The organism is Vibrio sp. OY15 (assembly GCF_000742455.1).
Taxonomy (GTDB): domain Bacteria; phylum Pseudomonadota; class Gammaproteobacteria; order Enterobacterales; family Vibrionaceae; genus Vibrio; species Vibrio alginolyticus.
This window is the reverse complement of the sequence record NZ_JPIL01000014.1, coordinates 178,218-200,427: the sequence shown is the minus strand read 5'-3', so window position 1 is coordinate 200,427 and position 22,210 is coordinate 178,218. Positions and strand designations below refer to the sequence as shown.

Below are 22,210 nucleotides of genomic sequence, written 5' to 3'. Positions count from 1 at the left end.
GGGCTCCATTAAAACGCGATAGATGATTGGACATAGGAACGTACTTGAATTTTGCGACCGATACCGGCGCTTATTTAGTTGTAACTTGATAAAAAAGTAACTATCCTGCCTCGCTAAATTAAAGGACCACCACCATGAACCGCAAGAAGAAAATCAATCAGATCTTGAAAGCGAAGCAGAAGAAGCATAACGCTAAGCTACATAAGAGCAATAAGCCGCGTTATATCTCCAAAGCTGAACGCGCGAAAATGGAAGCTGAAGAACAAAACCAAGCTTCAGAACACACGGAAAACGTTGTAGACACAGCGCAGACAGATCAAGCCTAAAAGAAAAGCCGCTTCAAGCGGCTTTTTTGATATTCGGAGATAGTTAGCTTTAGTATTCGACACTGTAGTTCAGTGTGAATGTGCGACCTCTTCCTTTGTAGTCGTACGCTGCTGCATCGTAGTGTGCTGCATAAAGAATCTGCGCACGTTGTCCCCAAGCGGTTGTGTAGTCTTCGTCAAATAGGTTTTGAATACCAAAACCTAACTGCCCGATAGGTAGTGTTACGTTACCAAGAAGATCAAACGTAGTGTATCCATCTAGTTTATTGTTTGCGTCATCTTCGTAATCAAACATCGTCTGGCTTTGTAAACGTACTGAATAGCCATCCTGATAGTAAGCCGCCCACGCGTTCGCTTTTGATGTACTTGCTTTACCCGCGCTTAGATCTTCCCACTTACCGTTGGTTTTCAGCTCAGAAACCACATAGTGACCTGATGCACCTAACAAAATATCACGGTTTACCCAGTAGTTAATGTTTGCTTCGGCACCGTATACACGTTGCTCGTCATCAACATTGGTGATTAGGAGCGTCTTCTTGTCATACTTGATTGAGTTATCCGACACCGAGTAGTAACCCGCCGCTTGCAGTGCGACAGTATCGGTATCTAATCGGTAACCAATTTCATAGCTGTCCGTTTTGATGCCCGACATTTTTGAGTCAGATACGTTAATGCTATTGTTCAACGCGTAGTGACCATTTGCATCCGCGGCATCGTAGCTACCTTGGCCGTAGTACTTTGCAGGATCAGCGAGTTCGAAACCTTGAGAGAAGTTCGCCCAAAGCTGAGATTCATCGTTAAGCTGATAAATGGTGCCCAAATTAAATAAGCTCACTGAGTAGTCAGTGCTGCCACCTGGTACCGCATCCGCTGATACACCATTACCCGATGCGATCTTCTTTTGTATACTATAGGCAACAAAATCATCAATCTTATTGTCCATGTATTGGTAGCGGTAGCCTGCTTGTACTGACCAATCTTGATTGATTTGGTAATCCCCTTGGACAAACATTGCGTAAGACGCCACATCAACATCTGGGTAACGCCCCACTTCGGCATAGGTTCGATTAATTAAGTTCCCAGAGCTGTTCGCAATGGTTGGATCGAACAGAGCCTGGTTACTTTCAAAACGGTCTAAGTACGCATCGACACCATAAACAAGTTTGAATGACTCCCAGCTTTTAGCTAACGCTAAGCGCCCAGCAAAAACTTCTGTTTTTTGTTGAGAGGCACTTTGGTAATAAGGAGTAAAGGTTTGGTCTTCACTACGGTAAGATAACTCGCCTATCAGTTGATGACCGAATACGCTGTCGTGAGCGTAGTTCGCACTTAAGAGAACTCGCTCTGTACCATGTTCACGGTCGGAATCGAACCCCTCTCGTACATCAACAAATTTATTGTTAACAATGTACAAACCGTATGGCGAATCTTGCTGGCTGTCATAGTATTGTGCGACAAGGTTTAACTTGCTGGCATCGGAGATTTGAATCTCGGTCGATCCCATAACATCGAGCGTTGAATTATACTGCAAGGAGCCCTGTGAAATGTCTGGGGTGACAATGTCGCCATTTGCGTCAAATGCACCTTGTGTCTCGGTGTACACAACCGAACCTCTAGCGGTAATTCGCTCATTACCACCCGAGATAGACTGAGCGAGTTTGTAATCAAAGTCATCGCTGCTATTAAAGCCTGTAGTGCCACTCACGTAGGATTCAAACGACAAGTCATCCGAGTACGCTTTCTTGGTGATAATGTTAATAACACCACCAGTAGCGCCTGCACCATAAATGGAGGTTGCACCAGATAGTACTTCAATTCGCTCGATGTTGAATGGGTCTATTGCGTCTAACTGACGACTAATCGGGCGAGAAGACTGTAACGAGACACCATCAATCATTACCAACATTGCTCTACCGCGAAGGTTCTGACCATAATTAGTTCGACCACCGGTGCCGACGTCTAAAGAAGGGATGGTTGCAGAAAGAATATCACCCAGTGTCTTGCCCGCACGATATTGCTGAGCAATCTCTTCTTGGCCAACAAACCAAACCGTTCCTGGAATATCGGAGATCGATTTCGGCATCACACTGCCTACGACAACCAATTGCTCATCGCTCGGAGTCGATGTTTGTTGAAGATCTTCTGCTGCTATTGAGCTAACTGCGTATCCACTGCTCATCGCAAGTACGATGAGATTGAAAGAAAACGTCCTTTTCATCATTGTATTTATCTTTTTGTTGTCAACAAGAGCATGCAATGATACTTATTCTCACTCTCAAATCGAGCACTGTTACACAAGTTAAATAAATGTTAATTAAGAGCCTTCTTGCTCATAAGCTGTCGATTTTCCTCTAAACGAGGACAATCTGCACAAAGCTTTCTGCCTTCACACTTATAGACTAAACAACAACTTTTTCTTACTAACTTTAGCGGCTGATCAGATCCCGTCTCATGAAGTGAGCGGCTATTATCAACATCCAAACCCATTGCGCTTAGCCACAAGACCGCATGCTCCTGAAGTGTCGAGTTAGTCATTTGCGGAAAGCGCTGTTGGAGACGAATTAAACAAGCCATGATTCCGTCCGACATCAATTGATGGGTGAAGCCAGGACGAATGCGTGTCCATTGACTCATCTCTTGTTGATAGAAGTCGAACAGTTCTCGGATTTGACGCCCCGCCTCTTTTATCAACGCCTCTGGCTCGCCATGTATATGCGCTTCGTCGGCGAATCGGTACCCAGAAACAAAACAAGGTTTGAGGTGCTGCGCTATCTCGCGAATGTTTGGCAACGTGTGGTAACCGTAAATAGAGATGAATGCGACATAAACTGGCTGCCAACAAAGTAAATCCCACGTTCTTGTCAACCAATATGCTTTTCCCGCTTCCGGATGAGCCTCCGAGATTTGCTGGTAAAGGCCTTGGATGATCGGGTTGATATCATTTTCGATATGGATAGCTTCTTGCCCTATCTCGCCGATATCACCGTGTAGGTAAGGTGTAATCTCACTCGAAGTTTGAAACAGTTGCGGGAAAAATTGCTCAGACATGATGGCTTATTGTTGGTGTAGTCATTCTGACACCTTTATACCCAAGCACCAATCGCAATGCAAACTATTATCCTTTGCGTTTTCATAACAAAGAAGCACTCTTAGGGTTAGTTATGAATGTATTTCCGAGTTCTGTGAAGCTGTAAGGTCTGGTTACGTATGCGATGAATAGCAACAAACTCTTAAACCTCTTCGCATTTAACGCTCACATGATCGCAAAAATACACAGCATAAAAACACCCTGATAAAACTGTGTTAACAGTTTCCCTGTGTAGCGTGAGTTATTGCCAATAATTGAATATTGCTGTTTCTTATCCAGCGGATTGTGAACAACATGAAGTATTTTCTTTCTGAATATCGAGACAATACAAAGAGGTAATTTGGCTATGTAGCCCTCTGTTTTGAATAAGGAAATCCACATGTTGTATCTTGAGTTTCTATTTTTGCTCGTGATGCTGTATATCGGCTCACGTTATGGTGGTATAGGCCTTGGGGTCGTATCCGGAATTGGCTTGGTGATTGAAGTCTTCATCTTTAAGATGCCGCCAACCTCTCCTCCTGTCACCGTTATGTTGATCATTTTAGCGGTGGTAACATGTGCTTCCATTCTTGAAGCCGCTGGCGGTTTGAAATACATGCTGCAAGTTGCCGAGCGTGTGCTTCGTAAGAACCCAAAACGCGTCACCCTTATTGCTCCGTTCGTGACTTACTTTATGACCTTCCTACTTGGTACAGGTCACGCGGTTTACTCTATCATGCCAATCATTGGCGACGTTGCACTTAAAAACGGCATTCGTCCTGAGCGTCCTATGGCTGCCGCTTCTGTCGCCTCTCAAATCGCAATCACGGCATCACCAATTTCAGCGGCCGTAGTTTACTACTTGGCGCAACTCTCTGATATTCAACACGAGATCACTCTGCTCTCAATTCTGCTCGTTACTGTACCTGCAACCTTATTCGGTACGTTGTTGATGTCACTTTACAGCCTAAAGCGTGGTAAAGAACTAGACGACGATGAAGAATACCAAGAGCGTTTGAAAGATCCTGTGTGGCGCGAAAAGATCCTCAACACAACTGCGACGTCTCTTGATGAAGTACTACCAACAAGTGCTCGTAACTCTGTATTGCTGTTCATTGCATCGATCTTGGTGATCGTCGTTATCGCGATGTGGCCAGACATTCGTACCATCGTAGATGGCGCGAAGCCAATCAGCATGGCCGTTGTGATTCAAATGATGATGCTCTGCTTCGGCGGTATCATTTTGCTTGCGACCAAAACTGACCCGCGTGACGTACCAAATGGCGTGGTGTTTAAGTCAGGTATGGTGGCGGCGATTGCTATCTTCGGTATTGCATGGATGTCAGATACCTACTTCCAGTACGCTATGCCTCAATTTAAATCTGGCATCGTAGAGATGGTAACCAACTACCCTTGGACATTCGCGCTTGCGTTATTCATTGTGTCGGTTGTGGTGAACTCTCAAGCTGCAACGGCTCGCATGATGCTGCCTGTTGGTCTCGGCTTAGGTTTGGAACCTGCGCTGCTTATCGGCTTGATGCCAGCGGTATACGGCTACTTCTTTATTCCCAACTACCCTTCAGATATCGCGACTGTGAACTTCGATACCTCGGGCACAACTAAGATTGGTAAGTGGTACTTCAACCACTCATTCATGTCTGTGGGCTTAATCGGCGTGATTGGTGCGTGTTGCTTGGGTTACTTGCTAGGGCAAATGATCATTCCTTCGTAACTAGCCAAATCAACGATAAATTAGAGGCGAGTCATTGTACGTTTTCGTACAGCCTGAGTGACTCGCCTTTCTTTATTACACTATTTAACTACAGCAAGAAATCGTCATCAATCGCGACAAAATTGTCGGCACAATCAATCAGAGTTTGAGATGTAAGTTTAGGTACACCATAAACGGTCACCGTTTTATTGAAGCGCTGCTGAATTCTCTCTACTAGCAGACTAAAGTCTCCATCTCCCGAAACTAGAATCACTTCCTCAACTTCGGGAGCAATTTCAATTGCATCGAGAGTAATACCCACATCCCAATCGCCTTTCGAGCTGCCATCACGACGCTGGATGTAGGGTTTAAGCATCACCTCAAATCCAACACCGCGTAAAATGTGATGAAACTGACGTTGTTTTGGATCGTTACTCGCGATGGCATAAGCACGAGCACTTACCACCTCTTTCCCTTGTGTGGCGACATACCAAAACTGGTTGTAATCAAAATTGCTTCGATACGCTTCGCGACAGGTGTAATACACATTCTGTACATCAACCAAAATGGCGATTTTTTGTTTGCTTTCCGAACTCATCTATTTCTACGCTCAATTTATTTGCTGCCTACCCTATGCCAGTTTTGGAAAAAGCACAATGAGCCAATTCCACTAAACTTAACGTATAAAAAGTTATTTGGGTTTCTAGGGGAACTGTCATGGGCGGAAAGTTACTAGTGATACTGCTTTCTTGTATCTTGTCATCGACAGCATTTGGTTATCCAGCGCACTCCAAATACTGGCCACATAGAAGTGTGCTCTACTTTGCGCCAGAAAATGATGAATACGTAAAACAATTCTTGCTAGAAACACTTATGAATGAGTGTGAGTTGGAAGACAGAGATGTCGTCACACTGGTCATTACAGAACAAGGTTATACCTTTCCTGCTTGGCTTAAAGAAGAGTTCGACTTAAAAATGCTAGCTCGTCTTTATGAGGTCGAAAAAGGTTCTCATACCGCTATTTTGCTTGGTAAAGATGGTCTAGAAAAGCACCGCTGGGGCGCAGAAACGGATTGGCCATTTATCAACAACTTGATTGATCAAATGCCAATGCGTAAGCAAGAAATGCAGAGGCAGCAAAGTCCCTGTAAAATATAGTCACTTCTGGGCAGTATTACTTTGCGAACCAATCCAATTTGTTGTGCAACTGAGTCACGCTGCCAACCACAATCAATGCTGGGCTCACGGCTTGCTCTGCCATGATCGATAGCTCGTTCAACTTTCCTTGGAACACGCGCTGCTCTGGGCGCGTACCGTTTTCAATAATGGCGCATGACATCTCAGGATCTAACCCATGAGTGATCAGCTTATCCATAATATGGCCGCTTTGCTTCAAACCCATGTAGAAAACAAGTGTGTTGTTGGATTGTGCTAGAGAATGCCATTCAATCTCACGACCATCTTTTTGTACGTGACCAGTGATGAATTGAACGCTTTGCGCATGGTCGCGGTGTGTTAATGGAATACCAGCGTAAGCCGTTGCACCCGCTGCTGCTGTGATCCCCGGAACCACTTCGTATTTAATACCAAATTCCGCTAGTTCTTCTAGCTCCTCACCACCACGGCCAAAGATAAATGAGTCCCCACCTTTTAGGCGCACAACGCGTTTACCTTCTTGTGCTTTTTGCACCAAGATTTGGTTGATTTGATCTTGAGGCACACAGTGAAAGTCCAATTTTTTTCCTACGTAAATCATCTCTGCTGATGCGTGAGCCAATTCAAGAATGTCTTTCGACACTAATCGGTCGTACACCACAACTTCAGCCGCTTGAATGGCTTTTAAGCCTTTTACTGTGAGCAAATCAGGATCACCTGGACCTGCACCAACAAGAGAAACAAAGCCGCTGTTTAAAGATGAGTTAACAGTTGTCATATCAACGCCTATCGAAAATTTGGACATAAAAAGTAACACTCAAGTCATTAACTCAAGGTTAAAATCACCCCAAGGAGTTATTACTTTTTATAGTTAAATCAATACAATACTTATCGAAAGTTAAATGAGTTGAACAGCCCTACCTACCATAGGTAGGGCCAGATAAAAGCGGTTTATTTTGCGATTGCAGGCTCTGTTTTTACTTCTTCTTCAACTACGTTGATAGAAGGCGCTGTTTTTGCGTGAGTTAGGTACAGTGGAATACAAGTCATTACGAGACCACCGACAATATTACCTAGAATGGTTGGAATAAGGTTGAAGTTCAACCAAGTCGCGATACCAAAATCCGCACCTAGAATCATACCTAGTGGGAATAGGAACATGTTTACTACGGTGTGTTCAAATACTAGCGCAAAGAAGATGAAGATTGGGAACCACATCATTGCTACACGACCAGACACTGAACGTGCTGTCATGTTGCCGATAACGCCAAGACACACCATTAGGTTACAGAAGATGCCGCGTACGAAACACGTGATCCATCCGTCCATACCCATGTTTTCAAAACCAAGGCTACGCGCGGTAGAAACAGCGACAAATTTCTTCGCTACTGCGTTCAGTTCTAGAGAGAAGTTACCTGTTAGAGAGATAGCCACTAGGTAAGCAACGATCAGAGAACCGATAAGGTTACCCAAGCCTACAAGACCCCAACAACGGAAGATACGACCCCAAGTGATGCCCGGACGGTTAGCAAACTTAGCCAGAGGCGCTAGACCAAAAACACCGGTTACTAGGTCATACCCCATCACACTTAGAATTACGAAACCAACGGGGAAAACAAGTGCTCCTACAAGACCGATACCCGTTTGTACAATCGCGGTAATAGCAACCACCACCGCAAGCGAAAGAATAACGCCAGCCATCGTACCGCGAAGCAGAAGGTCTCGCGTGCTTGTATTGGTTTTCGCTTCACCAACATTGATCATGGTTTGCACGAATTCTGCAGGCTTAAAATCAGTAGACATGAATGTGTCCTTATCCAAAATTGAAAGTTAAAAAGTTAAAGATTGAATAGAGAAAGGCTTCCCGTTGACACCTGAACGCTGTCTACAACACCTCGCTTCCCTGTTCCCCTGAGATGATGCTTGGAAAGCCTTTGTCTATTAAATCTAGGTTTCAGTTCATTCCCTCCCCCTAAGAGGAGGGAATGAAAACCAAGCTTACGCAGAGATTTCTACTTCGCCGTTGGTTACACGCGTTTTGTACGCTTTCACGCTAAAACGTTCGTCTTCCATGCACGCACCTGTTGTCAGGTTAAAGCGCTGCTTCTTAAGTGGGCTAGCCACCCAAAGCTCGCCTTGGTGCTCACAGATCAAACCGCGAGAAAGCACGTTTGATTGGAAGAACGGATCTGTGTTGCTGATAGCCAGCACTTCTTCTGCTTGTGTTGGGCGAAATACCGCAACTTGCTGACCATCAACCAGTGCACAAACACCCGTGCCCGGTACGATGTCGCTGATTTGGCAAATCTTTTCAAATGACATAATCAACCTTCCCTTATGCTTCAGTGATCGCTACGTGTAGGATGTCGCCTTTCGCTTCAGGGTGTTTTTCCGTGAAGGTTGCTGGGCGGTGCTGTTCACGCTCTTGTACAAACAGGACGTTTTCATCGCGCTTGTCAGAGTTGATGAAGTGCGCGAAACGAGTCAGTTGTGATTCGTCGTTGATAGTCGCAGTCCACTCACACTCGTATTCGTCGACAAGTTTCGCTACGTCTGCTTCTAGTTGCGCGTTGATGCCAAGTTTGTCGTCAACAATCACTTCGCGTAGGTAGTCAACGCCACCTTCCATGTTTTCCATCCAAACTGATGTGCGTTGTAATGGCGCAGCAGTACGGATGTAGAACATCATGAAGCGGTCGATGTACTTGATTAGCGTTTCTTTATCTAGGTCACTTGCAAGTAGGTCTGCGTGACGAGGTTTCATACCGCCGTTACCACATACGTACATGTTCCAGCCTGCGTCAGTCGCGATGATACCAAGGTCTTTACCTTGTGCTTCCGCACACTCACGAGTACAACCAGAAACACCGAACTTCATCTTATGAGGTGTACGAATGCCTTTGTAACGGTTCTCGATGTAGGAACCTAGACCAACAGAGTCTTGAACACCGTAACGACACCACGTTGAGCCAACACAGGTCTTCGCCATACGAAGGGCTTTTGCGTACGCCTGACCTGTTTCGAAACCAGCGTCGATAAGCTTGCGCCAGATCTCTGGAAGATCGTCTTTTTGAGCACCAAACAGACCAATACGTTGAGCGCCAGTGACTTTGGTGTATAGGTTGTATTCAGCAGCAACGTTCGCTAGCGCACCCAGTGCTTGAGGTGTTACTTCACCACCCGCCATACGTGGAATAACAGAGTAAGTACCGTCTTTTTGGATGTTACCTAGGAAGTTATCGTTCGTGTCGTGCAGCTTAACCAGTTGTGGCTTAAGAATGTGCTCACCCCAGCAAGAAGCCAAGATAGAACCAGCCAGTGGTTTACAAACTTCACAGCCGTAACCTTTACCGTATTTCTCTAGAAGCTCATCAAACGTTTTGATCTCTTCAATACGGATTAGGTGGAACAGCTCTTGGCGTGAGTATGCAAAGTGCTCACACACGTCGTTCTTCACTTCGATACCAGATTTAGCAAGCTCTGCGTTTAGGACAGAGGTTACTAGAGGAATACAACCACCACAGCCTGTACCTGCGCCAGTCACTGCTTTGATGTCGCCCAATGTGTGGTGACCATCAGCAACCGCTTGAGCGATCTTGCCTTTGGTTACGTCGAAACAAGAACAGATCACTGCGCTTTCTGGTAGAGCGTCTGCACCTAGTGCTGGTTTCTCAGCGCCTGCGTGTGCCGGAAGGATCAACGCATCTGGGTGTTCTGGTAGGTCGATTTCGTTCAACATAAGTTGAAGCAGATCGCCGTAGTCAGAGGTATCGCCAACCATTACCGCGCCAAGCAATTTCTTATTGTCTTCAGAAACGACAAGACGTTTGTAAACTTCTTGCTCTTCGTTCTGGTAAACGTAACTCTTACACCCTTCAGTACGACCGTTCGCGTCACCGATAGAGCCTACTTTCACGCCAAGAAGTTTCAGCTTCGCAGACATGTCAGCGCCTTCGAATTTGCTTTCTGTGTTACCTAGTAGGTGGTCAACAGCAACGGTCGCCATCTTGTAGCCAGGAGCAACAAGGCCGTAGAACATTTCGTTCCAAGACGCACACTCACCAATCGCGTAGATGTTCTCATCAGAAGTCTGACAATGATCGTTGATAGCAACACCGCCACGAGGTGCCACTTCTAGCTCCATTTGGCGTGCTAGTTTGTCTTGTGGACGAATACCTGCAGAGAATACGATGAAGTCTGTTTCTAGCTCTGAACCGTCAGCAAAACGCATAACGTTGCGTGCGTTTGTGCCTTCTGGCGCAATCTCAAGCGTATTTTTGCTGGTGTGAACGTTCACGCCCATACGCTCGATCTTTTGACGAAGCTGGTTACCACCAGCCAGGTCAAGTTGCTCAGCCATTAGTTTTGGCGCGAACTCAACAACGTGCGTTTCTACACCCAGTGCTTTCAGTGCGCCTGCTGCTTCAAGGCCTAGCAGACCACCACCGACAACAACGCCTGATTTGCTCTTCTTCGCACACGCTTCGATCGCTTTAAGATCTTCGATAGTACGGTAAACAAAACAGTCTTTGCTTTCGTGACCTTTGATAGGTGGAACAAATGGGAATGAGCCAGTAGCAAGAATCAGCTTGTCGTATTGAACTTCACGGCCAGTGCTTGAGTAAACAATGCGGTTTTCACGGTTGATGTTAATCGCGCGTTCGCCGATCAGCATGTTAATACCGTGTTTCTCGTAGAAGCCTTCTTTTACTAAAGAAAGTTCATCTGCAGTATGGTGAGAAAAGTAAGAGGAAAGGTGCACACGGTCGTATGCGACACGAGGTTCTTCACAGAAAACCGTAATGTCTATATTAGACATATCAGCTTTCTCGACTAAGTCTTCAATATAACGGTGCCCTACCATACCGTTACCGATGACTACTAGCTTCAACTTGCTCATTATAATTCCTAAGGGTTAGGTTCTTATCACTGAGCTCATTGTTAATTGTGAAAGAAAATTAATACATGATGTAAATCAATTACAATTTCAAACTACCCTAAAGGGGTAGATGAACGTATTTATCTGACTATTGCGAAATAAAAAGTAATTTATTAACGGATATTGGTAGTTTTAACAAACTGAGATAACCGAAGCCATGCTAGCAACGGACTATACCGTTTTGCTTTATGAAGTAAGACTGACCATCGAAACCGAGCACACCTACGATAAATCCTGTTTTGCTTCTAAACGACGCACTCACTTGACTTCACCGTTTCAAGGTGATCAGAGAACAATATCTGAAGTGATTGAAAGATTTAGAAAAATCAAGCTTCACAACAAAAATTTTTTACTAGCTAAGTCGCACTATAAAGACTAAAATCGGGTTTAGTTCATATGGAATAGCGTCCATATGATTGATACCGTAATTGACATATAGAGTGCCGTCCCATTTTTGTGAGGCGGCCTTTTATTTGGGAGTCATAAAATGTCAGAAAACAATTCTATCTACATCTCAAGCTTAGATATGAACCGAATCACGGCTTTGTTGGATAAAATGCCAAACATCGCAGCGGAGCTTGTGGAATTAGAAGCAGAGCTCGACCGAGCAACAGTTCTTGAGCCAGAACAAATGCCAGATAACGTGGTCACGATGAACTCGACTGTAGAGTTTAAATTTTCAGGTGAAGATAGAACCATGACAAAGACACTGGTTTACCCTTCTGAACTGAAAAGCAGTGATGATATCTCTATTTTTGCACCCGTAGGCAGCGCACTGATCGGTTTGTCTGTCGGCCAAAAACTTGACTGGCCAATGCCAAATAATCAAGTGAAGACAATTGAAATTGTCGATATCACATACCAACCTGAGCGTTGTGGTGCACTAAACCGCTAACCCTCAGTAGTCCCGGTGCAAAGGCCTCCATTTAAGACTTTGCACCAGGAGAGCCCCTCGCTTACCCCCTATTTCCTTCTTTGTTTTCCAAGCATTTACTTTACTGCTCTTAAGTAACATCACCGATTCTTTATTATTTACCGCATATTCAATATTTATATCTCCAAGCTCAATCATAGAAATTGCAAAGTATTTTTCGTATATTGTCGCTCCGAAAACGACGTAAATTATGCGCAAAATGGAAGAATATCTAACTCGAATTGCCTGCTTAGAAAAAGAAAATGAAGAGCTGAAGCGGAAGAATGCGCGACTACAAGAAAAGTTGAATGCTGCACTCGACAGTAATGGACTGTGTTTGTGGGAGCAGCATATTCCTTCAGGTACTTTGACGATATTCAATATGCAGTGGGGAAAAATGCTAGGTTATCAGCCCCATGAGTTAACCGCGACGGTTGAAACGTGGAAAAACAATCTCCACCCTGAAGATTATGATCTTGCGGTGGGTGCATTTGAAGATCACCTAGCAGGCAAGACCGACCTTTATGAGGTAGTGCATCGCATGATTCATAAAGACGGCAGTGATAGCTGGGTCTACGATCGAGGGCGCATCGTCGAGTATGGTTCTGATGGCGAACCACTACGCATGATGGGCACTCATATCGATATTACAAAAGAAAAGCGTTATGAGCAGCAACTGGCCAAGTTGGCTTCGAGTGATCCATTGACTGGATTGTTAAATAGAAAAGCAATTGAGGAAAACTTTAATCATCAACCTCAAACCGAACCGTCTCAGCAGTCTGCTTTAGTGTTTGTTGATATAGATAATTTTAAAGCAGTTAACGACCAGCTAGGCCATCATACTGGCGACACCCTCCTCATCAATATCGCCAATAGCTTAACAGAGCTTGCGTCAAGCAAGTCTCAAGTTGGACGCATAGGAGGCGATGAATTTGTTATCTTAAACTGGCATTCAAGTCGAGAGGAGATATCCCAACTTTGCAATCAACTCTTAGATTCAATCATTCCAGCGATAAATCAAGACTTACATAAAGTAACGATAGGAATGAGTATCGGTGTTTGTCTCTTTAACAAAGGAAAGCAACCGTTTAATGAAGTGTATCAAAAAGCCGATCACGCAATGTATGAGATAAAGAAAAATGGCAAAAATGGAGTACAATTTTTCAACTTAAAAAGTTGATATCTCTCCATAAATCATCATGTTATGAAATCAGTCATTTGCTACAACTTGAACTAACTAAAGATAAATTCTTTATATCTAAGCCAGTTACCGAAATTACCCCTAGGTACTCATAAATTTGGCACGATACAAATAAATCCCCTCCTCTCCTAGCATCAACCCAATAAGCAACTACACTCATTTAACTGATAGATTAATTACTACTATTATGAAGGGAGTTGTTTTTGATGGATACAAAACAGATTTCTACAGTTATCATAATTTTAGTTCTTTCTGTATTAGCAGTTGCTTGTTTAAAGTTAACAACGGTATCAAATGCTATCCACAAACCTACAACAATCGGTATATCTAAGACGCCTCTGTCAGCCCCTTTTATCATTGCAGAGCACATAGGTGCGTTTGAAGAAAACGATTTAAACGTCGAACTTATCATGTGCTTTGGAGGGGTCGAATGTTCAAACCTACTTCTAGAAAACCATGTTAATTACGCCACTTTTTCTGAAAGCGTACTGATGTTTAAAAGCTTTGAATACAAAGATTTAGCATTAATCACTTCTTTTGCATCTTCTACGAATGATATTAAGCTGCTAACTAAAAAGCGGTCTGGCATAGAAAGTATAGATAAATTACCAGGAAAAAAGGTTGGTGTAATAAAAAAGAGCGCTAGCGAATATTACTTAGACTTGTTGCTACAGGTAAATGACATTGATTTAGAAAAAGTAGAAAAAATATCATCAACAACGCAGGTTATTATAAATCATTTAATGCAAGGAAACGTCGATGCAATATCTACTTGGGAGCCATACGGATTTATGGCCAAGAATAGAATAAATGAAGAAGTAAAGAACATAGGAATTATTGGCGTGTATAAACTTTACTTTTTGCTTGTATCAAAAGAAATACACATTGAAAAATCAGATCAAGAAGTAATGAAAATAATAAAGTCACTTCATCACTCAATTAACTGGATGGATAAAAACCCTCATTTAACAATGAAAATACTATCACAAAAACTTAACACAACAGTTGAAGAAATATCTTGGAGCTGGGATGATTATAATTTTCGATTAAATTTAACGAATTCTTTATTATTTACATTACAATCAGAAGCTAATTGGGCATTAAAACAAAACTATGTAGAAGGACAGATTCCAAATTACAGAAAAATATTTAAAGAAAACTATATCAATTCATATTTTGATGGTCTAGATTAAAATGCATCGTTCGTTAAACCACTATTTAGCATCACTATTCAGTCTAAGCGTAATACTATGTATCAGCGTTATAGTATACATAAGCTTCATAAAAATAGAAGATTATAAAGCCAAGAAACAATTAAACCAAATAATGGACATACAAATATCATTAGAGTCATTAAGTAGTTATCTTTGGGCTTACACTCAAAATAGGGGAAAAAACAATTTCACACAATTCATGATTTCTCATAACAAATTAAACGAATTATTATCTCAAAATGAAGATGTTTCATTCCTTACTAAAGACCTAAAAAAAATGAATCTCGAACTGTATTTTTTAGTTCAATACGAAAATAATCATTTACTAGACAAAGATCGCCATTATGATTCAGTCGTAAATTATAATAAATCAAATCCTGCCATACAATCCAGAATAAACATTGTATCCCAGGATATGAATAATGAAATAATATATATTTATAAAAAAATACTTAATAATAAGTCTACAAAACTACAAAATTTAAATTATTATACTCAAGCAGGTATTATTTTTATCTCTCTGGCTGTTATGCTATTGTGCTTTTATATAAAAATAAAGTTCAAAAGAAGCTTTCAAAGGTTTATAAATGGAATAAAACAATTAAGCAGGTCAAATTTTGACTATAAAATCCCTTCAGAAAATCAATTCACGGAATTTGAAAATCTGTCTTGTTACTTCAATAAAATGGCGGCATTGTTAAACCACACAACAATATCAAAATCAAAACTTAAAGAAGAAGTAGAGAATCAAACTTCAGTTCTAAATCGTCAAAAAGAAAGTTTGGTATTTTTGTCTGAGCACGACTCCTTAACTAATATCTACAATCGTCGAGCAATAGAAAAACATTTGATCCAGCTTACGCGTAATTTCAGAGGCAGTGAGAATAGTTTTAGTTTGTTTTTTATAGATTTAAATTTATTTAAGGATATTAACGATAGCCATGGCCATGAGGCAGGTGATGCAGTGTTAAAATCTGTAGCTAGTAGATTATCAAGTATTATCGACGAATCAGACATGGTAGGCCGCTTTGGTGGAGATGAATTTATTATTATTCATCGTTCACACACAACAGGTACGTCTCTGTCTGCATGTGCACTACGCTATATCCAAGAAATAGAAAAAGTAATTCATTTTAAAGGTAAAGAGTTATGCGTCGGAGCTAGCATTGGTATTGCACTCTATCCTGAGCATGGGTCGAATGTACATGAATTATTAACAGCGGCAGACAAGTCTATGTATCAGTCAAAACGTTCTAAAGCTAGCTCGTTCACTATTGTCGACAACAGCAGTTCGCTGTTAAAGAGGCCTATGTTTTAATCTAAAGTAGCTGTGGAAACGTTCTACATGCGAATATTCAACGACATCGACCACTGTGGCCACTTACAGTAATAAAGCCGCTTTTATCACATAGCAAAAGCTAAACTCGTAAGCTAAACGCTCTCCAGGCATTGAAGAAAAATAATCCATTGTGAATGGTTAATCCTCCCCTTTTAAACGTCAACTTTCACCACCATATGATAGTTAAGATTCATTAACAGGCTATAACTATCCTATGTCTTTTCCTCGTTTATCTGTTCTGGATTTGGCACCCGTGTCCGACGGAACAAACTTCACCGAAACGTTCGAACGCTCCGTTGAATTAGCTCAATCAATCGAGTCCTGGGGCTATCATCGGTTTTGGATGGCTGAACACCATAACATGCCCGACATCGCCAGTGCCGCAACCAGTGTATTACTCAGTCATATTGGAGCGCACACGAACTCGATCCGTTTAGGATCAGGTGGAATCATGTTACCTAACCATGCACCACTAGTTATTGCAGAGCAATTCGGAACGTTAGAGGCATTATACCCTGGTCGTATTGACCTCGGATTAGGACGCGCACCAGGCACCGACTACCAAACAATGCATGCATTAAGGCGGGAACCAGAGCATATGGATCCTGACTTTGAAGAGCTGTTGGAGGAACTTAATTTCTTTCTTGGTCCCGTATCTCGAAATCAACCAGTCGCGGCTTATCCAGGTAACAACACATCTCTGCCGATTTGGCTTCTGGGGTCGAGTACATACAGCGCACGTTTAGCAGCTAAGAGAGGCTTACCTTTCGCATTTGCTGCACACTTTGCTCCAGATGCAATGTCTCGTGCTCTAAACTTTTATCGAGATGAGTTTGTCCCATCCGAGCATTTAGCTCAACCCTATGTGATGATTTGTGCCAACGTTATCGTAGCGGATACTCAGTCACATGCAGATTTTCTCGCGACAACAGAGAAGCAAAAATTCTTAAAAATGATTCGCGGCAATCGCGAAAAACTTCGCGCACCAGTGAAAAGTATGGCACCACTATGGTCAGCACAGGAAAAGCTTCACGTTGAAACTCAATTACGTGAATCTATCCATGGTGATCAAACATATGTAAGACAGAAAATTGAGAAACTTTTGGAACGCACTGGGGCAGATGAAATTATGGTAAACACGATGGTGTTTGAACAATCTGAGAAGTTGAGATCCTACAGGTTACTATCGGAACTCATGGACAAGTAAAAGAATGGAGGCGCCTCCCGGAGTCGAACCGAGGTCCACGGATTTGCAATCCGCTGCATAGCCACTCTGCCAAGGCGCCTTTCTGATTTTGTATCTCTGTCACCAAAGATTTTGATGGTGCCCCGGGCCGGACTTGAACCGGCACAGCGCGAACGCCGAGGGATTTTAAATCCCTTGTGTCTACCAATTCCACCACCAGGGCAACGCAATCATGCGATGGGTTAGACACCATCTATCTCGCGACCTTTGCCGTGAGAACGAGGCGTACTTTAACGGATTAATTTATCTGGTCAACAAAAAATTAGTCTTTTTTATTCAAATGGTTAAAAAGACGACTCTAACGAACAAAGGGCGATCACTTTGCTTATTTGATCATCAATACGCTTTGCTTTCGTGCCTTTTAACCTTCTCATTTTATATCAATGAAGAGCCAACAAATCGCGCAAGTTAACAGTATGGGTATAAACTTAACGTGTATTTCAGAGAACAAAATAGCGCTCATCATGTTTCGAAAACCATCATTTCACTTACCCTTACATGCCGACTCCGAACGCGACTTCGTAGTGTCCCACTTCTTACTTACTGAATTTGATTATGCACGCTCTCTGGAACAGGGGATCGTCCATGACTTGGACCCTGAATATACACACCAGTATCGCGTCACACTAAGGCGCATACGCTCACTATGCTTACTACTTCGCGAACTGATCCCTCCTTTTGAACAGCGTATTTTGAAACCTCATTTAAAAATAATGATGAAGAAAACAAATAAGCTGCGTGATTTGGACGTATTTATCTTGGGCAAAAAACAATACATTGAAATGCTCCCAAACCACAAATCGTCTCTTGAGCAGCTTTTTGGCTTTATCGAAGCCGAACGTGCTTACGAACAGGCAAGAGTTACGCGTTGGCTAGCTACAAAAGAATACACAACGCACTGCACTTTGGTCAGGAATAGTCTGCTGCGAAGTACGCAACACGAACGAGTGGATAGCAACGTACCTGCGTTACTCTTCGCAAGCCAAAAAATCTCCGATCAATTTAAAAAAGTTGATAAAGCACGACGCAAGATCTCGGACAAAAGTCGTGACAGCGTGATTCATTCAATGCGGATAAAGTGCAAAGCGCTTCGTTATTTGTTAGAAGGATTTTCCACGCTCTATCCTTCCCAACAGCACAAAAACAACGTGAAACAACTAAAACTATTGCAAGACAAGCTCGGTGACTTTAACGACACTTCAAGTCAAATTGAATTTTTCGCACAACTCAAAGAAACAGCAAATCTTGATAAACAAGATCGTAAGGCTTTGAAAAAGCTAATTAACGTGCTTAGCGAACATCATGAACTCTCTCGCCAAACCATCTTGACGCATTTAAGGCAGTTTGAGTCTTTCATTCGCGATACCAATACACAGAATCTCTATCGGCTCTAAATCAAGGTTCACGTATTTTTAATATTCATTAATTACAGTCAATCGTTAGGCTCCACTAAGAAAGATAACGTGAAACCATTAAAACGATACCAATACGAGCGCTATGCGGTGCTTTGTAATCTCGCCTACCCTCGCGTCTTCAGGCAAACCCAATATGGGTTCGATCCTAATGGGCAACGAGTCATTAGAAATGAACACGGTAAGATTATGATTCGCGTGCTCTGGAGTAAAAAACAGAGTGAAGTGGTCGTAGTGATTAAAGGCTCACACAGTATCAGTGATTGGTTGTTGAACTTCGCGATGTGGACGAGAAGCTGTCGAAGGTTGGGACTAAACTATCGCATTCACGCGGGTTTCTATCATCTTCTGTTTCAAGAAAGTTTACCGAGCCGAAATGAAGATCGGTTGGGGTTGACCGTGCTCGAGCGCCTCGAAGGTATCGTTGTACCGCTCATTCTCAGGGGAAAAAGAATCACTATTACTGGCCACTCTTCAGGTGGCGCGATTGGCAGTGTTTTTGCTGACTATATTGAGAAAAAATACCCAAAAAGCATTAAACGCGTGGTCACTTTCGGACAGCCCGCTGTCGGGGATTGGACGTTTAAGAAACGCTACCGTTTGGGGCACAAAACATACAGGATTTGTTGCGACATCGACATCGTGACCTTTATGCCGCCCGTACCTTTTTTGTATTGGCATGTAGGCAAAATGCTATGGTTATATAACGGGAGAATATACGAGAACACCCCAACGCTCATACGGCTTGGGCGCTCCTTATTTAGTTGGTTAATGCGACCGTTCTCTTATCACTTTATGAGTAAATACATTCGCGACAAAGACTTTTTTGATGAACGCTGAGTTAAACATCCGAAAGGTATGACGTACAGACACGAAAAAGCCGGGCTTCGCCGGCTTTACGATTAAGTGGTGATCTACAGAGAGGCAATTTCTTTTTCAAGTTGATATTTGTTATCTGTGACAATTCGCTCTAACACTTCAACACGTCGCTTCAAGTCACCAATTTGCTTGTTAAGGTTATCTTGTTCTTCTCGGCTCATCGTATTACGTTCAGATATCTCCAACGCTCTTACTTCTTTACGATGGTTCAAGATTAACTTTATTATCCCGCCCCCAAATATGGCACCGAACACAATAGCCACAACCAATACATCAGCAATAGATTCCATTCTTTATCTTCCTCTAGATTATGCTCAAATATAAGTTACTCATTTGTCGAATGAATATCAAATAACACATTGATTCATTGAAAAGTTTTATTAAGAATTGCCTACTCTGTATCAAAATCACAGGAATGGATTATTCAACGCCAACCCAAACCGAGACAGATCCGCCGTTTACTGGGAACTCAGCCCAACCATTCGCATCAGTCCAAATGTCTTCAGTTCGGATACCCAACTTGTCTACGTAGCGAGCACTTGGTTTACCCGTATACATCCACTTCGAGCCGCCTGGTCCATCGCTCATGATCACGGCCATTGAATGTGGATGCTCTGCATCACCTTCTCGAGTCCAACCAATTACATCCCAGTGGTCGAGATAAGAATGTTGTTTGCCATACGCATAATCTTTACGCAGTGTTACTAGCTCTTCAATGTAAGGTACTTTGACCATATTGATGTCATGCCCTTTATCACTGTACTGCGCGCCGTAGTAATCTGCATAAAACACGGATGGATAACCTTCTTCACGCAATAAGATAAACGCGTAAGCGAGCGGCTTGAACCACCAATCAACGGTTGATTCCAACGCCTGCAAAGGCTGAGTGTCATGGTTTTCTACTAAGGTAACCGCTTTGACTGGATTGTCCTTCATCAGCGTACCATCCATGATTTGACGCATATCGTAGCTACCACCCGATTTAGACGCATTATAAAAGTTCATATGTAACGGTGCATCAAACAAAGACATGCTGCCAGAGGTTTTGGTGATAAAGTTATGCAGCTGATTCACATCGTAGTTCCAGTACTCTCCGACCGTGAATAGTTCTTTCCCTGTTTTCCAACGTAGGTGATCAATCCATTCTTGCAGGTATTGATATTTGATGTGCTTCACCGCGTCCATTCTAAACCCATCAACACCAGTCATGTTGATATACCACTCACCCCAGTCTTTCAGCTCTTGCTTCACTTCAGGGTGATCCATGTCTAGATCAGCGTACATAAGGTAATCGTAGTTGCCTTTTTCCGAGCTCACTTCCCAATCCCATGCCTTACCCTCACCTTTGAATTTGAAGATAGCTTTTTCTTCGCCAGCATCGTCCCAATCCACGCCATCAAAGTGGTACCACGTCCAATGAAAGTTTGAGTACTTATCGTTGCGCCCAGGGAAATCAAACTCTACCCACGCTTCAATCCATTTATCACCAAGTTCAATATTTCGGTTGTTCCAATCGACTCGCTTGGTGTCGACCCAGGATTTACCATCCGCACCGCCGCGATGGTTGAACACCACATCGCCATAAATCTGGATATTGTTTTTATGGGCAGTATTGATGGCGCTTAGGTACTGATCTTTGGTGCCATACTTGGTGCGCACCGAACCTTTTTGATCAAACTCTCCCAAATCGTACATATCATAAACGCCATAACCGACGTCGTTGCTACCACCAGCACCTTTATAGGCGGGCGGTAACCATAACGCAGTAAAGCCGTTGTCAGATAGTGCCGAAGCGTTGTTTTCAACTTGTGTCCAGAGTGCACCGTCATTTGGCACATACCAATGGAAATACTGCATCATGGTGCCATTTTGTGCCGCCATTACAGGCGAACTGAGCAACAAAGTTAAGGGTAAAAGTGTAGGTTTAAGGTTGAATGTTTTCATTATTTTTCTCTCACGTTAAGGACTAGAATCCTCCTTTCTGCATATACGCACCAAGCGATACTAACTATGACGCTAGCTAGGTTGCTGCCTGTAATACAAAAAGTTCGGATTACAATCGAAGAGAAACTATCACCAATCACACTATACAATTATTGAGTTGTCTAACATTTATAAAATCAATGATTAGCGCGTTAAAAATATTGAATGGTGATCAAAACATGGGAGACTTTAGGAAAGCGCGAAGGGTTACGAAAAGGTGGACTAAAAACGAAAAAAGCCAGTCATTTAAGACTGGCTTTCGAAATAGTGGAGGCGCCTCCCGGAGTCGAACCGAGGTCCACGGATTTGCAATCCGCTGCATAGCCACTCTGCCAAGGCGCCTTTCTGATTTTTTATCTCTGTCACCAAAGATTTTGATGGTGCCCCGGGCCGGACTTGAACCGGCACAGCGCGAACGCCGAGGGATTTTAAATCCCTTGTGTCTACCAATTCCACCACCAGGGCAACGCAATCATGCGATGGGTTAGACACCATCTGTCTCAGCGGCCTTTGCCGTGAGAACGAGGCGTACTTTAACGGATTAATTTATCTGGTCAACAATAAATTTTATCTTTTTGATTTAAGTGCTTAAAAAGCGATCTGACTAGTACGTTTGGCATTCAATTAGACCAATAAGCACCCGTTCCCTTTCATTAGCTATGAAGTCATACGCATACTAGTGTCCGTAACTGCTTCGAGGTAAACACGCGACTATCACGTTATGAACGCTGATCTTTTCATCGTTGTAACATCTGTAACAATTTGATTCCCTACTCTTGGCACGACTGCGTACAGAACATCATATTTTGTTACCGATAACTTTAT

Annotated in this window: 19 protein-coding genes and 4 tRNA genes; 10 read left to right on the top strand and 13 right to left on the bottom strand. The window is 42.8% G+C overall.

The window, feature by feature from the left end:
• Positions 1-134 precede the first annotated feature (134 nt).
• Positions 135-326: a DUF2986 domain-containing protein gene (locus tag IJ23_RS18540; RefSeq protein ID WP_005376066.1), complete on the top strand. Its 192-nt coding sequence runs from the start codon at positions 135-137 to the stop codon at positions 324-326.
• Between the two features lie 49 nt (positions 327-375).
• On the opposite strand, the gene IJ23_RS18535 is transcribed toward IJ23_RS18540, so the two are convergent.
• Positions 376-2,547, bottom strand: coding sequence for a TonB-dependent receptor (locus IJ23_RS18535; RefSeq protein ID WP_005376064.1), 2,172 nt, complete (start codon positions 2,545-2,547; stop codon positions 376-378).
• Between the two features lie 89 nt (positions 2,548-2,636).
• Positions 2,637-3,374: a siderophore ferric iron reductase gene (locus IJ23_RS18530; RefSeq protein WP_033907037.1), complete on the bottom strand. Its 738-nt coding sequence runs from the start codon at positions 3,372-3,374 to the stop codon at positions 2,637-2,639.
• 419 nt (positions 3,375-3,793) lie between these two features.
• Between IJ23_RS18530 and IJ23_RS18520 the strand changes: the two genes are divergently transcribed.
• Positions 3,794-5,125 carry an anaerobic C4-dicarboxylate transporter gene (locus IJ23_RS18520; protein ID WP_033907036.1) on the top strand — a complete coding sequence of 444 codons (1,332 nt, stop codon included), beginning with the start codon at positions 3,794-3,796 and terminating at the stop codon, positions 5,123-5,125.
• 88 nt (positions 5,126-5,213) lie between these two features.
• On the opposite strand, the gene IJ23_RS18515 is transcribed toward IJ23_RS18520, so the two are convergent.
• Positions 5,214-5,702, bottom strand: a complete 489-nt coding sequence (locus IJ23_RS18515) for a LabA-like NYN domain-containing protein (protein WP_005387978.1) — start codon at positions 5,700-5,702, stop codon at positions 5,214-5,216.
• Between the two features lie 119 nt (positions 5,703-5,821).
• Here IJ23_RS18515 and IJ23_RS18510 point away from each other — a divergent pair, with 119 nt between their 5' ends.
• Positions 5,822-6,262, top strand: a complete 441-nt coding sequence (locus IJ23_RS18510; protein ID WP_005376058.1) for a DUF4174 domain-containing protein — start codon at positions 5,822-5,824, stop codon at positions 6,260-6,262.
• 16 nt (positions 6,263-6,278) lie between these two features.
• Here IJ23_RS18510 and cobA read toward each other — a convergent pair whose 3' ends face one another.
• The 4 genes from cobA to nirB form a co-directional block, all read right to left on the bottom strand.
• Positions 6,279-7,037: a uroporphyrinogen-III C-methyltransferase gene (cobA, locus tag IJ23_RS18505; RefSeq protein ID WP_033907035.1), complete on the bottom strand. Its 759-nt coding sequence runs from the start codon at positions 7,035-7,037 to the stop codon at positions 6,279-6,281.
• 173 nt (positions 7,038-7,210) lie between these two features.
• On the bottom strand, positions 7,211-8,062 hold the full coding sequence (locus IJ23_RS18500; protein WP_033907034.1) for a formate/nitrite transporter family protein: 852 nt from the start codon (positions 8,060-8,062) through the stop codon (positions 7,211-7,213).
• A gap of 195 nt (positions 8,063-8,257) precedes the next feature.
• Positions 8,258-8,581: a nitrite reductase small subunit NirD gene (nirD, locus tag IJ23_RS18495; protein ID WP_005387969.1), complete on the bottom strand. Its 324-nt coding sequence runs from the start codon at positions 8,579-8,581 to the stop codon at positions 8,258-8,260.
• A 13-nt stretch (positions 8,582-8,594) separates the two neighbouring features.
• The gene (gene nirB, locus IJ23_RS18490; protein WP_033907033.1) at positions 8,595-11,159 is read right to left on the bottom strand and encodes a nitrite reductase large subunit NirB; all 2,565 of its coding nucleotides are present in this window, start codon (positions 11,157-11,159) and stop codon (positions 8,595-8,597) included.
• Positions 11,160-11,685: 526 nt separating this feature from the next.
• Here nirB and rnk point away from each other — a divergent pair.
• From rnk to IJ23_RS18460, 5 genes are all read left to right on the top strand, one after another.
• The gene (gene rnk / locus IJ23_RS18485; RefSeq protein WP_005390213.1) at positions 11,686-12,093 is read left to right on the top strand and encodes a nucleoside diphosphate kinase regulator; all 408 of its coding nucleotides are present in this window, start codon (positions 11,686-11,688) and stop codon (positions 12,091-12,093) included.
• A gap of 238 nt (positions 12,094-12,331) precedes the next feature.
• Positions 12,332-13,291 carry a GGDEF domain-containing protein gene (locus IJ23_RS18475; protein WP_025767735.1) on the top strand — a complete coding sequence of 320 codons (960 nt, stop codon included), beginning with the start codon at positions 12,332-12,334 and terminating at the stop codon, positions 13,289-13,291.
• A gap of 227 nt (positions 13,292-13,518) precedes the next feature.
• Complete coding sequence (locus IJ23_RS18470; RefSeq protein WP_033907032.1) at positions 13,519-14,505, top strand: ABC transporter substrate-binding protein; 987 nt, start codon at positions 13,519-13,521, stop codon at positions 14,503-14,505.
• A 133-nt stretch (positions 14,506-14,638) separates the two neighbouring features.
• The gene (locus tag IJ23_RS18465) at positions 14,639-15,844 is read left to right on the top strand and encodes a diguanylate cyclase domain-containing protein (protein ID WP_235213041.1); all 1,206 of its coding nucleotides are present in this window, start codon (positions 14,639-14,641) and stop codon (positions 15,842-15,844) included.
• Between the two features lie 235 nt (positions 15,845-16,079).
• Entirely contained in the window at positions 16,080-17,072 is a 993-nt protein-coding gene (locus tag IJ23_RS18460) for an LLM class flavin-dependent oxidoreductase (protein WP_005376038.1), read from the top strand.
• Between the two features lie 5 nt (positions 17,073-17,077).
• Here the strand turns inward: IJ23_RS18460 and IJ23_RS18455 are convergent.
• Together IJ23_RS18455 and IJ23_RS18450 are read right to left on the bottom strand one after the other, a co-directional pair.
• Positions 17,078-17,151, bottom strand: a tRNA-Cys gene (locus IJ23_RS18455).
• 36 nt (positions 17,152-17,187) lie between these two features.
• Positions 17,188-17,274 (bottom strand) — tRNA-Leu (locus tag IJ23_RS18450).
• A gap of 301 nt (positions 17,275-17,575) precedes the next feature.
• Between IJ23_RS18450 and IJ23_RS18445 the strand changes: the two genes are divergently transcribed.
• Both IJ23_RS18445 and IJ23_RS18440 read left to right on the top strand, forming a co-directional pair.
• Positions 17,576-18,505 carry a CHAD domain-containing protein gene (locus tag IJ23_RS18445; protein ID WP_033907095.1) on the top strand — a complete coding sequence of 310 codons (930 nt, stop codon included), beginning with the start codon at positions 17,576-17,578 and terminating at the stop codon, positions 18,503-18,505.
• A 69-nt stretch (positions 18,506-18,574) separates the two neighbouring features.
• A complete protein-coding gene (locus IJ23_RS18440) occupies positions 18,575-19,363 on the top strand; it encodes a lipase family protein (RefSeq protein WP_033907029.1) in 789 nt (262 codons plus the stop codon).
• A 74-nt stretch (positions 19,364-19,437) separates the two neighbouring features.
• Here the strand turns inward: IJ23_RS18440 and IJ23_RS18435 are convergent, their stop codons facing one another.
• The 4 genes from IJ23_RS18435 to IJ23_RS18420 form a co-directional block, all read right to left on the bottom strand.
• Positions 19,438-19,692: a hypothetical protein gene (locus IJ23_RS18435; RefSeq protein ID WP_005375990.1), complete on the bottom strand. Its 255-nt coding sequence runs from the start codon at positions 19,690-19,692 to the stop codon at positions 19,438-19,440.
• Positions 19,693-19,822: 130 nt separating this feature from the next.
• Positions 19,823-21,346, bottom strand: coding sequence for an alpha-amylase (gene amyS, locus IJ23_RS18430; protein WP_033907028.1), 1,524 nt, complete (start codon positions 21,344-21,346; stop codon positions 19,823-19,825).
• 307 nt (positions 21,347-21,653) lie between these two features.
• Positions 21,654-21,727 (bottom strand) — tRNA-Cys (locus IJ23_RS18425).
• 36 nt (positions 21,728-21,763) lie between these two features.
• Positions 21,764-21,850: transfer RNA gene (locus tag IJ23_RS18420), tRNA-Leu, on the bottom strand.
• Positions 21,851-22,210: the final 360 nt, after the last annotated feature.

Excerpts from the sequence above, each read along its gene's own strand:
- IJ23_RS18540 (WP_005376066.1), top strand. The coding sequence starts at position 135 with ATGAACCGCAAGAAGAAAATCAATCAGATCTTGAAAGCGAAGCAGAAG.
- IJ23_RS18535 (WP_005376064.1), bottom strand. The coding sequence starts at position 2,547 with ATGATGAAAAGGACGTTTTCTTTCAATCTCATCGTACTTGCGATGAGC.
- IJ23_RS18530 (WP_033907037.1), bottom strand. The coding sequence starts at position 3,374 with ATGTCTGAGCAATTTTTCCCGCAACTGTTTCAAACTTCGAGTGAGATT.
- IJ23_RS18520 (WP_033907036.1), top strand. The coding sequence starts at position 3,794 with ATGTTGTATCTTGAGTTTCTATTTTTGCTCGTGATGCTGTATATCGGC.
- IJ23_RS18515 (WP_005387978.1), bottom strand. The coding sequence starts at position 5,702 with ATGAGTTCGGAAAGCAAACAAAAAATCGCCATTTTGGTTGATGTACAG.
- IJ23_RS18510 (WP_005376058.1), top strand. The coding sequence starts at position 5,822 with ATGGGCGGAAAGTTACTAGTGATACTGCTTTCTTGTATCTTGTCATCG.
- cobA (WP_033907035.1), bottom strand. The coding sequence starts at position 7,037 with ATGACAACTGTTAACTCATCTTTAAACAGCGGCTTTGTTTCTCTTGTT.
- IJ23_RS18500 (WP_033907034.1), bottom strand. The coding sequence starts at position 8,062 with ATGTCTACTGATTTTAAGCCTGCAGAATTCGTGCAAACCATGATCAAT.
- nirD (WP_005387969.1), bottom strand. The coding sequence starts at position 8,581 with ATGTCATTTGAAAAGATTTGCCAAATCAGCGACATCGTACCGGGCACG.
- nirB (WP_033907033.1), bottom strand. The coding sequence starts at position 11,159 with ATGAGCAAGTTGAAGCTAGTAGTCATCGGTAACGGTATGGTAGGGCAC.
- rnk (WP_005390213.1), top strand. The coding sequence starts at position 11,686 with ATGTCAGAAAACAATTCTATCTACATCTCAAGCTTAGATATGAACCGA.
- IJ23_RS18475 (WP_025767735.1), top strand. The coding sequence starts at position 12,332 with ATGGAAGAATATCTAACTCGAATTGCCTGCTTAGAAAAAGAAAATGAA.
- IJ23_RS18470 (WP_033907032.1), top strand. The coding sequence starts at position 13,519 with ATGGATACAAAACAGATTTCTACAGTTATCATAATTTTAGTTCTTTCT.
- IJ23_RS18465 (WP_235213041.1), top strand. The coding sequence starts at position 14,639 with ATGGACATACAAATATCATTAGAGTCATTAAGTAGTTATCTTTGGGCT.
- IJ23_RS18460 (WP_005376038.1), top strand. The coding sequence starts at position 16,080 with ATGTCTTTTCCTCGTTTATCTGTTCTGGATTTGGCACCCGTGTCCGAC.
- IJ23_RS18445 (WP_033907095.1), top strand. The coding sequence starts at position 17,576 with ATGTTTCGAAAACCATCATTTCACTTACCCTTACATGCCGACTCCGAA.
- IJ23_RS18435 (WP_005375990.1), bottom strand. The coding sequence starts at position 19,692 with ATGGAATCTATTGCTGATGTATTGGTTGTGGCTATTGTGTTCGGTGCC.
- amyS (WP_033907028.1), bottom strand. The coding sequence starts at position 21,346 with ATGAAAACATTCAACCTTAAACCTACACTTTTACCCTTAACTTTGTTG.